A 13274-nucleotide genomic window follows, 5' to 3' on the forward strand; every position below is an offset into this window, starting at 1 on the left:
AGGGGTGTCCGAGATCCCTGCAGTCCAGTATCTGACCGTTCCCGACCTGGTGGAGCGGTTTTCGTCGACGCCCAGCAAGATCCGCGGCCTGCTGCGCGATCAGTACATCGCCGGCATTCGCATCGATGGTGTCCTGTCGATTCCCGCCGAATTCGTGCGCGAGAACGAGACCCTCGAGGGCCTGCGCGGCTCGCTGATCCAGCTGGCTGATGCCGGTCTCTCGAACGACCAGGCGATCGAATGGCTGCTCGCCGACAACGACGAGCTGGGCTGCCGCCCGATCGATTCGCTGATCGCCGGGCATAAGGCCCAGGTGCGCCGCGCGGCGCAGTCGCTCGCCTTCTAAGCTCTCTCCACTCGGCCCGGAGGTCGCGCCGGGCGCGTCGGGGCACGCTCGCGCGAAACGCGTGTTCGCGTGGAACGTGCGACGGCTACTAGGCGTGACGGAGGCTCGTGCGCGTCGCGAGCTTGCCGAGCTCATCCGCCGCGTCCGCTTGAATCGGCGCGAGTTGGATCGTGCGACCGGCGAGCGCGACGTTTTGCGCGATCATTTCTTCGACCCGATCGAGCGCCCCGCTGTCGCGGATGGTGCGTTGCATCATCACGATCTGTTCGCGGTCGAGGTCGGGCGTGCCGTGCATGTCGTCGAAGATGCGCCGCGGGCCCGAGGGGAGGGCCCCACGAGCGAGCGTGACGAGCACGGTGCGCTTGCCCTCCGTCAGGTCGTCCCCGCTGGGCTTGCCGGTGAGTGTCTCGTCGCCGAACACGCCGAGCACGTCGTCGCGCAGCTGGAACGCCACGCCGATGGGGAGGCCGAAGTCGGCTAGTGCCTCTTCCTGCTCGTCGCTCGCGCCCGCGATCGCGGCGCCGATGAGCAGGGGAGCCTCGACGCTGTACTTGGCCGATTTGTAGACGAGGACGCGGGTCGAGCGCTCAAGCTGTTCCGCGTCGTCAGCGAAGTGCGGTTGCTGCTCTTCGAGCACGTCAAGGTACTGCCCGACAGCGACCTCGCTGCGCATGCGGTTGAAGTGGGCGCGGGCAGCCTTCGCGGCGGCGCGATCGGGAATCGCGTCGAGCGCGCCCTGCATCATCTCGTCGGCCCACGACTGCAGCAGGTCGCCCAGCAAGATCGCGGCGGCGACGCCGAAGTGGTCGGCGAGCCCCGACCAGCGCCGATCGCTATGCAGCGCGGCGAAGTGGCGGTGCGCCGAGGGGCGACCGCGGCGCGTGTCGGAGCGGTCGATAATGTCATCGTGGATGAGCGCGGCTGCGTGGAACAGTTCGAGTGAGCACGCGGCGTCGAGCAGGAGGTCGAGCTCAGGCGAGATGGTCTCGCCGTCCAACTCGAGCGGGGTGATGGCACGGTAACCCAGCACGGCGAACTGGGCGCGGAACCGTTTGCCCCCGGTCAGGAAGCTGGCTGCCTCGTCGAGAAGCGGGACGGCATCGGGGCCCAGCGGCTCAAGATCGCGCCGGTGGTCGGCGATTCGATCGGAGATACGTTCCTGGAGAAGCCCTGCGAGTCGCGTGGTTTCGTGCACCTGCCTAGCTTAGCCCGATGCGCAGGGGTACGATGAAGGCAGCATGGAAATTCGAAATCGGTTGAGGGGAGGGCGCTATGGCACTGTCCGAGCATGAGCAGCGTTTGCTTGAAGAGATGGAACGCAGCCTCTACCGCAGCGAGTCAGACGTCATGAGCACCACGCCAGGAGTTCGCAATCGCCCCAACTATCGCGCAATCGTCATCGGCATTGTTCTGGCGATTGTCGGAGCGGTGTTGCTGGTGTTGGGTGTGGCGATGAGCCAGATCTGGATTGGGCTGTTGGGATTCGTGGCGATGTTGGGCGGCGTGCTCTACATGCTCTCCCCGTCAAACCAGCGCCACGTCGAACAGGCAGGGCGCGGGGTGCCCGCGCAGGCGCGGGAGTCGTTCAGCGCGCGCATGGAACGCCGCTGGGAAGAGCGCCAAGAGGGCGAGCGCTAAGGCGCCCATCTTCATCATTTAACGGGGTCGTGACCTATTGGTCCGGCCCCGTTTTTGCGTCCCCGGGTGCGTGCGGCGCCACTTCACGGAGCAATCTGCGTTCCCGGAGCGGGTATCGGGCGTTTCTGCCTCCGAGAACGTAGATCGCGCCGACATCTCGCGCGGTGGTAGGCCGGACTCGTCATCACGGAGGGCTGGGCGGCGTGGCCGAGTGAGCCGCGGTTCGCAGCGGCTCCACTTTGCTCCCCAGCGGAGCCATTTGCCGCGCATGGGGTGCCCAGGCGTGCGCAAACGCGCCCAATTGGAGACCCCTTGGGCTGTCGTCCTCCACCTTGCTCCCCGTGATAACAGGCACCTGAACAGGGCTTTCGCGGAAACCCGGCGATATATAACGCGATCTTTCCCCGAAAGTGGTGGAAAGTGGAGTAAAGTGGCGACACCAGGCATCCCAGGGAGACTTAAGGAGGTGGCGCGATGTTCCTCGGAACCTTCACACCGAAGCTCGATGAGAAGGGTCGCGTCATTTTGCCCGCCAAGTTCCGCGAGGAGCTGCAGGGCGGCCTGGTCATCACCCGCGGGCAGGAGCACTGCCTGTACGTGTTCTCCGAGCAGGAGTTCGCCGAGATGCACGAGCGGATCCGCCAGGCGCCGCTCGCCTCAAAGCAGGGTCGCGATTACCTGCGTGTCTTTCTCTCGGGGGCGCACCCCGAGACGCCGGACAAGCAGAACCGGGTCACCATCCCGACCGCGCTGCGCGAGTACGCCGGCCTGAACCGCGACCTCGCGGTGATCGGCGCCGGAGCCCGTGCAGAGATTTGGGATGCCGAGGCCTGGGAGACCTACCTCGCCAAGCAAGAAGCCGTATTCGCCGAGATCGAGGAGGAGGTGATCCCGGGCATGTTCTGATCCTGGCCCGTGATCCCCGGCCATTCGCCCCGTCGCCACTTCCCCGGTGACCGGTCGCATGGATAGGGGTCAGGGGAGCAGGGCAACGGCCCGAACGATGATGACTGAACGAAACCCGAACGAAATCCACGTCCCCGTGCTCCTTGAGCGCTGCCTCGAGCTGCTGGCTCCGGTCGCCGAGCGCCCGGGCGCCGTGATCGTCGACTGCACGCTCGGCATGGGCGGCCACACGGAGGCGATGCTCGAGCGGTTTCCCGAGCTGACCGTGATCGGGCTTGATCGCGACCCCGATGCGCTCGCGATTGCGGGAGCACGCCTGGCACGCTTCGGCGACCGGCTCGTCCCCGTGCGCACCGTCTACGACGAAATCATCCCCGCCGTGCGCAGCACGGGGCGCAAGCGCATCGACGGCGTTCTGTTCGATCTCGGCGTGTCGTCCCTGCAGCTGGACGAGGCCGAGCGCGGCTTCGCGTATGCCCAGGACGCGCCGCTCGACATGCGGATGGACCAGGAGAACGGCCAGACCGCCGCCGACATCCTCGCTGAGGCGCCCGAGGGGCGCCTGCGTGAACTGTTCGAACGGTACGGAGACGAGCCCCTCGCGGCCCGCTACGCCCGCGCCATCATCGCCGCCCGCGCCGAGGCGCCGATCCTGCGCAGCGGTCAGCTCGTCGAGATCCTGAACGACGCGACACCGGCGGCCGTGCGCAACCTTCGCCACCCCGCGAAGCGCGTCTTCCAGGCACTGCGCATCGAGGTGAACGGCGAACTCGCCGTGCTCGAGCGCGCGATTCCCGCCGCCCTCCGCCTGCTGAACGTCGGGGGACGCGCGGTCATCATGTCGTACCAGTCCCTCGAAGACCGCCTGGTGAAGCGTGAGCTTGCGAAGCGCACGAAGTCGACCGCCCCCGTCGGGCTCCCCGTTGAGCTCCCCGAGCACCGTCCCGAGTTCCGCCTCCTCACTCGAGGCGCCGAGCAAGCGGGTGAGGACGAGCGCGAGATCAATCCGCGCTCCATCCCCGTCCGCCTGCGGGCGGCCGAGCGGCTGCGGGAGCGCTCGTGAGCCAGACCAACGCCGTCACCGAGGCCGAGCTGCGCCCGCTGCGTGAGGGGTTCCAGGGGTTCGCCCTGAACCCAGACCGCCGGCCGACACCGCTCGAGCGCCCTCGGCCGCACCTGGCTCCCATCACCGGGGCACCCGCATCGCGCACCCGGCGCCCCCTGCTCGCCGCTTTCTCGGCGGTGGGCCTCGTGCTCGTCATCCTGGTGGCCCAGCTCGGACTGAGCATCGCGATCTCGCAGGGCGCGTACGAAAGCGACGCGCTCGAGCTTGAACAGCGCGACCTGCTTCGGGTCGAGCGCGTACTGCAGCAGAACGTCGACCAGCTCTCCTCCCCGCAGAACCTCGCGGAGAACGCGGCCGGGCTCGGCATGGTGCAGAACGTGCAGCCCGCGTCCCTCCGTCTGAGCGACGGCGCGGTCCTCGGAGACCTCGCCTCGCGCACCGAGCTCACCGCTCCCAACCTCGTCCCGAACGCGACGCTTGAGGCGTTGCCGATGATGAGCGCCGAGGGGCTGCTCGTCTCGCGCGATGCGGATCCGGCCGCCGTGGCAACCGACTCGACACCGCAAGCGCCGGTATCTTGGGAGGGCAAGCTTCCCGCGCCAGAGACCCGCTAAATCGGGCCCGGGATCGGGCAGCGCCAGGGGTCACTCTCGGGCGAGATCGTACAGAAGTTGGATGGAGGCCGGATGTCGGAACGTCGCCAGCGGCGTCTGCGGCGCACGATCGCGCTTGCGGCGGTAATCGTTGCGGCCGGGGCGTGCATGATTCGCCTCGTCGACATCCAGGTCGTCCAGGCCGCGCAGCTGAGCGAGGATGCGCACGGAAAGCGCGCGGTCCCCGTGACGATCCCGAGCGTCCGCGGCGACATCGTGGACCGCAACGGCGCGGTGCTTGCCACGACCGATGAGCGCTTCGATGTGCAGCTCTCTCCCAAGAACACGAAGCTCAACGGCAGCACCTTCTTCCGGGCGACCGGCGACGGATCGATCGAGACCGAGGTCGTCAGCGCGAAGAAGGCGTTCGGCGAGATCGGCGCCATTACCGGGCAGTCCTCCGCCGAGATCCAAGCCATCGTTGACCAGGCGCTCGAAGAGAATCCGAAGTCGGACTTCGCCTATGTGAAGCGGTCGGTGGACCTCGCGGCGCTCAATCAGCTCAAGGCGCTCCGGATCCCGTGGCTCACGTTCGACTACGACTCGGCGAGAAACTACCCGAGCGGCGCGGTCGGCGGAAACCTGATCGGGTTCGTGGGCGACGAGAACGAAGCCCAGTCGGGCATCGAGCTGTCGCAGGACGCCTGCCTTGCCGGCACGGACGGCTCGGAGAGCTACGAGCGCGGCGCCGACGGTGTCGCTCTCCCCGGCAGCGTCGTCGTGCGCGAGCGGGCCGTCAACGGCGGCACCGTCGAGCTCTCGATCGATCGCGACCTGCAGTGGCAGGCACAGCAGAGCATCAACGCGCAGGTGCAAAAGGTGTCCGCGGAGTACGGATACCTCGTGATCATGGACGTGAAGACCGGCGAGCTCGTTGCGGTCGCCGAGGACGGTTCCGTCGACCCGAACGATGTCGATGCGTCCGATCCCACGAAGCGCGAGGCGCGCTCGTTTGTGGCCCCCTACGAGCCCGGTTCGACGTTCAAGACGCTGACCGCGGCCGCGCTCATCGATACCGGGGCGGCGACCCCGAACTCAGCCCAGCTCACCCCCTCGACGCTCACGCCCGAGGCCGGCGTCATCTTCAACGACTCGTTCGTACACGCGCCCGAGCCGTGGACGCTCACGGGGATTCTCGTGCACTCCTCGAACGTCGGCATCTCGCTGCTCGGCAGTCGGCTAGACGCAGAGACCCGGTACGACTACCTCCAGAAGTTCGGCGTTGGCATCTCAACGGATTCCGGACTGCCCCTCGAAGACTCCGGCATGCTCGCCGCGCCCGCAGACTGGGACGCACAGACGAAGTACAACACGATGTTCGGGCAGGGCCTCTCGTCGACGATCGTGCAGACGGCCGGCGCCTATCAGGCAATCGCAAACGACGGGGAGCGGATCCCGCCGACCCTCGTGCGTAGCTGCACGTCGGCCGAGGGGGAGACCGAGACCTTCGAGCACGGCGACCCCGTGCGCGTCATCTCGCCCGAGTCCTCCCAGACGGTCATCAACATGATGGAGGCGGTCGTGAACGAGAGCTGGATCACCCCCTACGTGTCCATCCCGGGCTACCGAATCGCGGGCAAGACTGGCACCGCCGAGCAGTCCGACGGCCAGGGCGGCTACCGTTCGGACTACGTGTCGAGCTTCGCCGGCGTCTTCCCCGCCGACGATCCCCAGTACGTCGCGGTAGCATCGATAGCGTTCCCCAAGTCCGGGGACGGCGGCGTCGCGGCCCTCACCGCGTTCCGCGAAGCGGCCGAGGCCACGATCCGCGCCTTCCACATACCTCCGTCGACGGGGGCCTACGAGCCCCTGGCGACCACCTACTAGTCCGCGCAATCCGCGAATGAAATCGAGTGAGCACCCGTGAGTGATTCCCCTTCTTTGAGCATCCGGCCGACCCGCCCAGACGCGGTGCCACTGAGCCGGATCGTCGCCTCGTTCGGCTTCGCCGTCCGGGGAAGCGTTGGGGACCGCTCGGTCACGGGCGTCACGCTCGACTCGCGCGATGTGCAGCCGGGTGACCTCTACGTGGGTATGCCCGGGGCGAAGCGCCACGGCGCGGAGTTCGCTGATATGGCGGCGCTGCGCGGGGCGAGCGCGATCCTGACGGACGCCGCGGGTGCCGAACTTGCGGTGCCCGCCGGCCTGCCGCTGCTCGTCACGCAGGGGCCGCCCCGCGAGGTGCTCGGCGAGGTGTCGGCCCTCGTCTACGGCACGACCGGCCACGATGCGCTCATCTTTGGGGTGACAGGTACCAACGGCAAGACGAGCATCGTATATCTGCTCGCCGAGCTGCTGCGCGCCGCTGGGATCAAGCCCGGCTTGAGCTCGACCGCCGAGCGTCGCATTGGTGACACGGTCATCACGAGCCACCTGACGACCCCGGAAGCCTCCGAGATGCACGGGCTGTTGGCGCGCATGCGCGAGGAAGAGGTGGGCGGCATCGCGCTCGAGGTGTCGGCCCAGGCCACCAAGCGCCACCGCGTCGACGGTATCCACTTCGATGTCGTCGCGTTCAATAACTTCTCACAGGATCACCTCGACGAGTTCGCGTCGCTCGAGGAGTACTTCGCGGCCAAGCAGGCACTGTTCAGCCCCGAGCACGCCGAGCGCGGCGTCGTGGTAGTCGACGGCGAGTGGGGTCAGCGCCTGGCGCGCGAGTCCAAGATCCCGGTAACGACTCTGGCAACCGAATATGGCCAGAGCGCCGACTGGTACCTCGCGATCACCCGGCAGAGCCTCGACGGTATTTCGTTTGTCTTGCAGGGCCCCGGTGGCGCGAGCTTCCGCGGCAGCCTTCCCGTGTTTGGCCGGTTTATGGCCGAGAACGCGGCCCTCGCGCTCATCATGCTGCACGAGGCAGGTGTCTCGCTCGACCAGGTGGCGGCAGGCCTTGACCGCGGGCGCATCCCCGTCTACATCCCGGGCCGTCTCGAAGAGATCACCACCGGGGGACCAGGCCCGCGCTTCTTCGTCGACTACGGGCACACCCCGGGCAGCTTCAGCGCGATGCTCGACGCGCTCGACGAGGTCGTTGACGGCCGGATCATCTTCCTGTTTGGCGCCGACGGTGACCGCGACACGACGAAGCGCGAGGAGATGGGGCGCATTGCCGCCGCAGGTTCCCATGTCGTCATCGTCTGCGATTACCACCCGCGCACCGAGGACCCCGCGAAGATTCGCGCCCAGCTCATCGAGGGTGCTCGCTCGGCTGGCGGGCGCACCGAGATCGTCGAGGTGCCGGATCCGCGAGTTGCTGTGCGCACCGCCATTTCGATGGCGGGTGACGGAGACGTTATTCTGTATGCCGGGCCAGGCCATGAGGACTACCAGGAGATCGCGGGTGAGCACATCCCGTACTCGGCCCGAGACGAAGTGCGCGGCGCGCTCCGCGAGGCAGGACTGACAACGTGATTGCACTCTCGCTCAGCGAGATCGCCCAGGCGGTTTCCGGACGGCTCGTCCTGGGCGCGAGCGGTACGACTTCCGAGACGGTCATCGACGGCCTCTCGCAGACGGACTCTCGCGAGGTTGAGACCGGCCAAATCTTCTTCGCCCGGCGCGGCGAAGAGACCGACGGGCACCGTTTTGTGGAGAAGGCAATCGACAACGGCGCCGCGCTGATCGTGGTCGAGCGGGAGATCGACGACCGTGTGCCGCAGATCGTCGTCGCCGATTCGACCGATGCGCTCGGCGCGCTGGCGACCGAGGTCGTCCGCCGAGTGAACGACGCCGGGAACTTGCAGATCGTCGGCATCACCGGCTCCAACGGCAAGACCACGACGAAGAACCTGCTCGCCGCGATGACGGCCCGCCTCGGCGAGACTGTTGCCTCGGAGAAGTCGTTCAACAACGAGGTCGGCGGGCCGCTCACGATGCTGCGCGTCACGGCAGACACCCGCTACTTGGTGGCGGAAATGGGCGCGAGCGCGGAGGGCGAGATCACGCGACTCGTGCGGATGGCGCCACCCCAGATCGGTGTCGTGCTGTCGGTCGGCTTCGCGCACGCCGGTGGGTTTGGCGGCATTGAGACGACCGTGCGCACGAAGAGCGAGATGGTGCGCGACCTCGCCCCGGGCGCCGTCGCGGTGCTGAACCGCGAGGACCCGCGCGTCGCCGGTATGGCCGAGCTGACCCGCGCCCAGGTGCGCTGGTTTGGATTGAGCGCGGCCTCGGACGTCTGGGCTGCACAGCCCGAGTCTGACGCGAGCGGCACCCGCTTCACGTTGCACGCCGGTGGCGAGTCCCGCCCCGTGCACTTTCGCGTGCTCGGCGAGCACCACGTCATGAACGCGCTTGCGGCGGCCACCGTTGCACACGAGCTGGGACTCGCGATCGACGAGATTGTCGCGTCGCTCGAGGAAGCAACCCGCCCCGCGCGCTGGCGCATGGAGGTGCTCGGCGGCCGTGACGGCGTGACCGTCATCAACGACGCCTATAACGCGAGCCCCGACTCGATGAGCGCTGCGCTCAAGACCCTGGCGCAGATCCGGAAGCCCGCTGGCCGCTCGATCGCCGTCCTCGGCGCGATGAGCGAGCTGGGCGAGATTTCGGGCGAGGAGCACGACCGGATCGGTCTGCAGACCGTGCGCCTGCGCATCTCCGAGCTCGTCGTGGTCGGCGCCGAGGCGCGCCGGCTGCACATCAGCGCGATCAACGAGGGCAACTGGGATGGCGAGAGCGTCTTTTTTGCCGACGCCGACGCCGCCTACGACTACCTGATTGCCACTATTCGACCGGACGACACCGTGCTGGTGAAGTCCTCTAATGCCGCCGGGCTCCGCTTCCTCGGCGACCGACTGGGAGAGGCTTTCGCATGATCGCACTGCTCAGCGCCGCGGTAATCTCGCTGCTCTACTCGTTGCTGCTCACCCCGCTCTTCATTCGGGGATTCCGGAAGCTCCACTGGGGTCAGTTCATCCGAGAGGATGGACCGAAGTCGCACTTTGCCAAGCGCGGTACCCCCACGATGGGCGGCCTGATCTTCATCTCCGGCTCGGTCATTGCGTACTTTGCGGCCAAGCTCCTCGCGGGCGAGCGGCCCACCGCTTCGGCCCTGCTCGTCATCCTGATGATGGTCGGACTCGCGGCGGTCGGCTTCGTGGATGACTTCCTCAAGACCCGCAAGCAGCAGTCGCTCGGACTCGGCGGCTGGTCAAAGATCGCGGGCCAGGTGTTGGTCGCGCTCGCATTTGGCCTGCTCTCGCTGCGGTTCGCGAACGAGCACGGGCTGACGCCCGCCTCGACTCACGTGTCGCTGTTTCGCGACCTCCCCATCGATTTCTTCGCGCTGGGCGCGATCGCCGGACTGATCCTGTTTCTCCTCTGGGTGATCATCATCGTCGCCTCCGCGTCGAACGCGGTGAACGTGACGGACGGCCTGGACGGCCTCGCCGGCGGGTCCTCGATCTTCGCGCTGAGCGCGTACGTCGTCATCGGTTTCTGGCAGTTCAACCAGTCGTGTATCGCCAACCCCGGCGAGGCTGGCTGCTACGAGGTGCGCGACCCGCTCGATCTCGCGGTCATCGCGGCGGCGCTCGTCGGCGGCCTCATCGGCTTCCTCTGGTGGAACACGAGCCCGGCCCACATCTACATGGGCGACACCGGCTCCCTCGGCATCGGCGGCGCGATTGCCGCGCTCGCGATCCTCAGCCGCACCGAGCTCCTGCTCGTACTCATCGGCGGTCTGTTCATCATCGAGGCCGGCTCGGTCATCGTGCAGCGCATCTATTTCAAAGTGACCAAGGGCAAACGCATCTTCTTGATGAGCCCCATTCACCACCACTTCGAGCTGAAGGGCTGGGCCGAGGTCACGGTCGTGGTGCGCTTCTGGATCATCGCCGGCGTGTTCGTGATGGCCGCGGTCGGCTCCTTCTACGCAGAATGGATCACGCAGTGACGGGTCACGTCGATACCGAGGCGAACGGCGAGCAGAACTTCGAGCAGGATCCGGTCCGCGCACGCGTACACGCCCTGCGCAGCTGGAACGACGATTGGTCGGGTCTCCGCGTCGCCGTCCTCGGGCTCGGTGTGACGGGTTTCTCGGTCGCCGACACGCTCGTCGAGCTCGGCTCGCGCGTGCGGGTGCTGCACGGTGCCCCCGACGCGGAGCGCGAGAATCTCCTCGACATCATCGGCGCGGAGCGACTCTCCGGCGCGGACGACGCGGCGCAGCTCGCCGACCTTCAGGAGTTTGATCCGGAGCTCGTCGTGGTCTCGCCCGGCTACCGCCCAGACCACCCCCTCGTGCAGTGGGCGGAGGGTCGCGGCACGATCGTGTGGGGCGACATCCAGCTCGGCTGGCGGCTGCGCGACAAGACCGCACGCGTGGCCGACTGGATCTGCATCACGGGGACGAACGGCAAGACTACAACGACCCAGCTGACGGCGCACATGCTCAAGGCCGGCGGTCTGCGGGTTGCCCCGGTGGGAAACATCGGCGTGCCGATCCTGGACGCACTGCGCGACCCCCAAGGCTACGACGTACTCGTGGTCGAACTCTCGAGCTTCCAGCTGCACCGCATCGGCGAGATCTCGCCCTACGCGAGCGTCTGCCTGAACGTCGCCGACGACCACCTCGACTGGCACGGCAGCGCGCGCCGGTATCGCACCGCGAAGGCCAGAGTCTACGAGCACACGCAAGTTGCTTGCGTTTACAATCGCGCCGACCACGCGACCCTGCAGATGGTCGAAGAAGCCGACGTGGTGGAGGGCGCTCGCGCCATCAGCTTCGGCCTCGACACCCCCGGCCCGAGTGGCGTCGGCATCGTCGATGGGCTGCTCATTGACCGCGCCTTCCATGACGATCGGCGCAACAGCGCCTACGAGCTCATCACGGTGGAGGAACTCGAGAAGCGTGGGCTCGGCGCCCCGCACGTGCTCCAGAACATCCTGGCCGCCGCGGCGCTCGCGCGCTCGCGCGGCGTCGCCCCGCTTGACATCGCGGAGGCGCTCGGGGGCTTCGAGATGGACGCGCATCGCGTCCAGCTGCTCGGCGAGTTCGCCGGGGTGGCCTGGGTTGACGACTCGAAGGCGACCAACGCGCACGCCGCACAGGCGTCGCTGCGATCGTTCGAGCGTATTGTCTGGGTCGTCGGCGGCCTGTTGAAGGGGGTCGACCTCGACGAGCTCGTGCGGCAGAACCACGGGCGCCTCGCTGGCGTGGTCGTGATCGGTGTCGACCGGGCTCCTGTGCTCGCCGCGCTCTCGCGACACGCGCCGCAGGTGCCGAGATTCGAGGTTGTGCCGGGTGACACTGAGGACGTTATGGTGCAGGCGGTGCGCGCCGCGGCGACGCTCGCGCAGGCGGGCGACACGGTACTGCTGTCGCCGGCGGCGGCATCGATGGATCAATTTGATAGCTACGCGGATCGTGGCCGGCGCTTCCAGGAGGCGCTGGGCGCGCTGAGGGATGAGGGGGCGCAGGGTGACGACGTCGGGACCGCAGGCTCCACGGAGGCCTAGCCGCAGTGGTGCGAGCGGCACCGCTGGCGCCGGCGCGACCCGGATCAACCTTGGCCCGGGGCTGACTCTCGGCGGTGACGCCACTTCAGTGGTGATCAGCGCGACAACGCTCTTACTCGTCGGCTTCGGCCTGATCATGGTGCTGTCATCATCGTCGATCACGTCGTACCTCGACGACCGGGGTTTCTTCGGCGCATTCTGGAATCAGGCGCTGTACGCGGTTGTCGGGCTGCCCTTGATGTTTGTCGCGGCAAACCTGCCGGTCACCTTCTGGCGGAAGTGGGCCTGGGCGCTCTTCGCGCTCGGACTCGCGCTGCAGGTGCTGGTGTTCACACCGCTCGGCGTCGAGAGCTACGGCAACCGAAACTGGATCCAGATCGGAAGCTTCTCGGGGCAGCCCTCCGAGCCCCTGAAGCTCGCACTGATCGTGTGGATCGGCGCGGTGCTGTACGCCAAGCAGCCGTTGCTTGGCCAGAAGAAGCACGTGTTCATCCCCGTGATTTTCCCGGGTGCGCTGGCCGCGTTGGGCCTCGTCCTCATGGGCAAGGACCTCGGTACCGTGCTGATTATGGGCGGCGTCGTCATCGGGGCACTCTTCTTTGCCGGGATCGACTGGAAATCCCTCGGCATCATCGTGGCGGGAGCGGCGCTGACGGCCTTCCTCTTTGTCGTGACGAGCGAGAACCGCATGAACCGACTCTTCGGTCACGCGACCGGCAACGACGACTACAGTGGCCTCGGCTGGCAGCCGCTGCACGGGCTCTGGGCGCTCGCTGGCGGTGGCGTCTTCGGCGTTGGACTGGGCGGGTCGAAGGCGAAGTGGTCGTGGCTGCCCGCAGCCGACAACGACTATATTTTCGCGATCATCGGCGAGGAACTCGGCCTCATCGGTGCCTGCCTGGTGATCGTGCTCTATGCCGTGCTCGCGGTGATGATGCTGCGCGTCATCCGCAACGCCCGCGACATCTTCGGGCGAGCGGTCGTCGGTGGCGTGCTGGTGTGGGTCGTCGGCCAGGCGCTCGTCAACATCGCCGTCGTCGTCGGGATCCTGCCCGTACTGGGGGTGCCGCTGCCGCTCTTGAGCTCGGGTGGGACCGCACTCATCGCGGTACTCGGGGCAATGGGGGTCGTGCTGTCAGTCGCGCGCGACGCCGCCGCATATCAGGAAGAGCTCGCGGCCGAGCGCTAGCGCACGGGCGAC

At 67.4% G+C, this 13274-nt stretch carries 12 protein-coding genes; 11 read left to right on the forward strand and 1 reads right to left on the reverse strand.

Features of this window, described 5'->3' with window-relative positions; all coding sequences use genetic code 11:
- The first annotated feature begins 4 nt into the window (after positions 1 to 4).
- Positions 5 to 346, forward strand: coding sequence for an Rv2175c family DNA-binding protein (locus tag KOE53_RS00120; RefSeq protein WP_188045001.1), 342 nt, complete (start codon positions 5 to 7; stop codon positions 344 to 346).
- 88 nt (positions 347 to 434) lie between these two features.
- Here KOE53_RS00120 and KOE53_RS00125 read toward each other — a convergent pair whose 3' ends face one another.
- Positions 435 to 1541, reverse strand: coding sequence for a polyprenyl synthetase family protein (locus KOE53_RS00125; protein WP_188045000.1), 1107 nt, complete (start codon positions 1539 to 1541; stop codon positions 435 to 437).
- 77 nt (positions 1542 to 1618) lie between these two features.
- Here KOE53_RS00125 and KOE53_RS00130 point away from each other — a divergent pair, with 77 nt between their 5' ends.
- The 10 genes from KOE53_RS00130 to KOE53_RS00175 all read left to right on the forward strand — a co-directional run bounded on the left by KOE53_RS00130 (position 1619) and on the right by KOE53_RS00175 (position 13262).
- Complete coding sequence (locus KOE53_RS00130) at positions 1619 to 1984, forward strand: DUF3040 domain-containing protein (RefSeq protein WP_188044999.1); 366 nt, start codon at positions 1619 to 1621, stop codon at positions 1982 to 1984.
- Between the two features lie 474 nt (positions 1985 to 2458).
- Entirely contained in the window at positions 2459 to 2890 is a 432-nt protein-coding gene (gene mraZ, locus KOE53_RS00135; protein ID WP_188044998.1) for a division/cell wall cluster transcriptional repressor MraZ, read from the forward strand.
- 97 nt (positions 2891 to 2987) lie between these two features.
- On the forward strand, positions 2988 to 3953 hold the full coding sequence (gene rsmH, locus KOE53_RS00140; RefSeq protein WP_370566910.1) for a 16S rRNA (cytosine(1402)-N(4))-methyltransferase RsmH: 966 nt from the start codon (positions 2988 to 2990) through the stop codon (positions 3951 to 3953).
- Entirely contained in the window at positions 3950 to 4570 is a 621-nt protein-coding gene (ftsL, locus tag KOE53_RS00145; RefSeq protein WP_188056995.1) for a cell division protein FtsL, read from the forward strand. The genes rsmH and ftsL overlap by 4 nt, the downstream gene beginning before the upstream one ends.
- A gap of 72 nt (positions 4571 to 4642) precedes the next feature.
- Positions 4643 to 6436 carry a peptidoglycan D,D-transpeptidase FtsI family protein gene (locus KOE53_RS00150; protein WP_188056996.1) on the forward strand — a complete coding sequence of 598 codons (1794 nt, stop codon included), beginning with the start codon at positions 4643 to 4645 and terminating at the stop codon, positions 6434 to 6436.
- Between the two features lie 36 nt (positions 6437 to 6472).
- Positions 6473 to 8023 (forward strand): Mur ligase family protein, encoded by a 1551-nt coding sequence (locus KOE53_RS00155; RefSeq protein ID WP_188056997.1) that lies wholly within the window; start codon positions 6473 to 6475, stop codon positions 8021 to 8023.
- Complete coding sequence (locus KOE53_RS00160; protein WP_188056998.1) at positions 8020 to 9429, forward strand: UDP-N-acetylmuramoyl-tripeptide--D-alanyl-D-alanine ligase; 1410 nt, start codon at positions 8020 to 8022, stop codon at positions 9427 to 9429. Before KOE53_RS00155 ends, KOE53_RS00160 begins: the two co-directional genes overlap by 4 nt.
- Positions 9426 to 10508: a phospho-N-acetylmuramoyl-pentapeptide-transferase gene (mraY, locus tag KOE53_RS00165; protein ID WP_188056999.1), complete on the forward strand. Its 1083-nt coding sequence runs from the start codon at positions 9426 to 9428 to the stop codon at positions 10506 to 10508. The genes KOE53_RS00160 and mraY overlap by 4 nt, the downstream gene beginning before the upstream one ends.
- A 74-nt stretch (positions 10509 to 10582) precedes the next feature.
- The gene (gene murD / locus KOE53_RS00170) at positions 10583 to 12073 is read left to right on the forward strand and encodes a UDP-N-acetylmuramoyl-L-alanine--D-glutamate ligase (RefSeq protein WP_251364057.1); all 1491 of its coding nucleotides are present in this window, start codon (positions 10583 to 10585) and stop codon (positions 12071 to 12073) included.
- A gap of 91 nt (positions 12074 to 12164) precedes the next feature.
- Positions 12165 to 13262, forward strand: a complete 1098-nt coding sequence (locus KOE53_RS00175; RefSeq protein WP_353055536.1) for an FtsW/RodA/SpoVE family cell cycle protein — start codon at positions 12165 to 12167, stop codon at positions 13260 to 13262.
- Positions 13263 to 13274 lie beyond the last annotated feature (12 nt).

This window comes from Leucobacter sp. CX87 (genome assembly GCF_018682295.1).
GTDB lineage: Bacteria > Actinomycetota > Actinomycetes > Actinomycetales > Microbacteriaceae > Cx-87.

Excerpts from the sequence above, each read along its gene's own strand:
- KOE53_RS00130 (WP_188044999.1), top strand. The coding sequence starts at position 1,619 with ATGGCACTGTCCGAGCATGAGCAGCGTTTGCTTGAAGAGATGGAACGC.
- mraZ (WP_188044998.1), top strand. The coding sequence starts at position 2,459 with ATGTTCCTCGGAACCTTCACACCGAAGCTCGATGAGAAGGGTCGCGTC.
- rsmH (WP_370566910.1), top strand. The coding sequence starts at position 2,988 with ATGATGACTGAACGAAACCCGAACGAAATCCACGTCCCCGTGCTCCTT.
- KOE53_RS00150 (WP_188056996.1), top strand. The coding sequence starts at position 4,643 with ATGTCGGAACGTCGCCAGCGGCGTCTGCGGCGCACGATCGCGCTTGCG.
- mraY (WP_188056999.1), top strand. The coding sequence starts at position 9,426 with ATGATCGCACTGCTCAGCGCCGCGGTAATCTCGCTGCTCTACTCGTTG.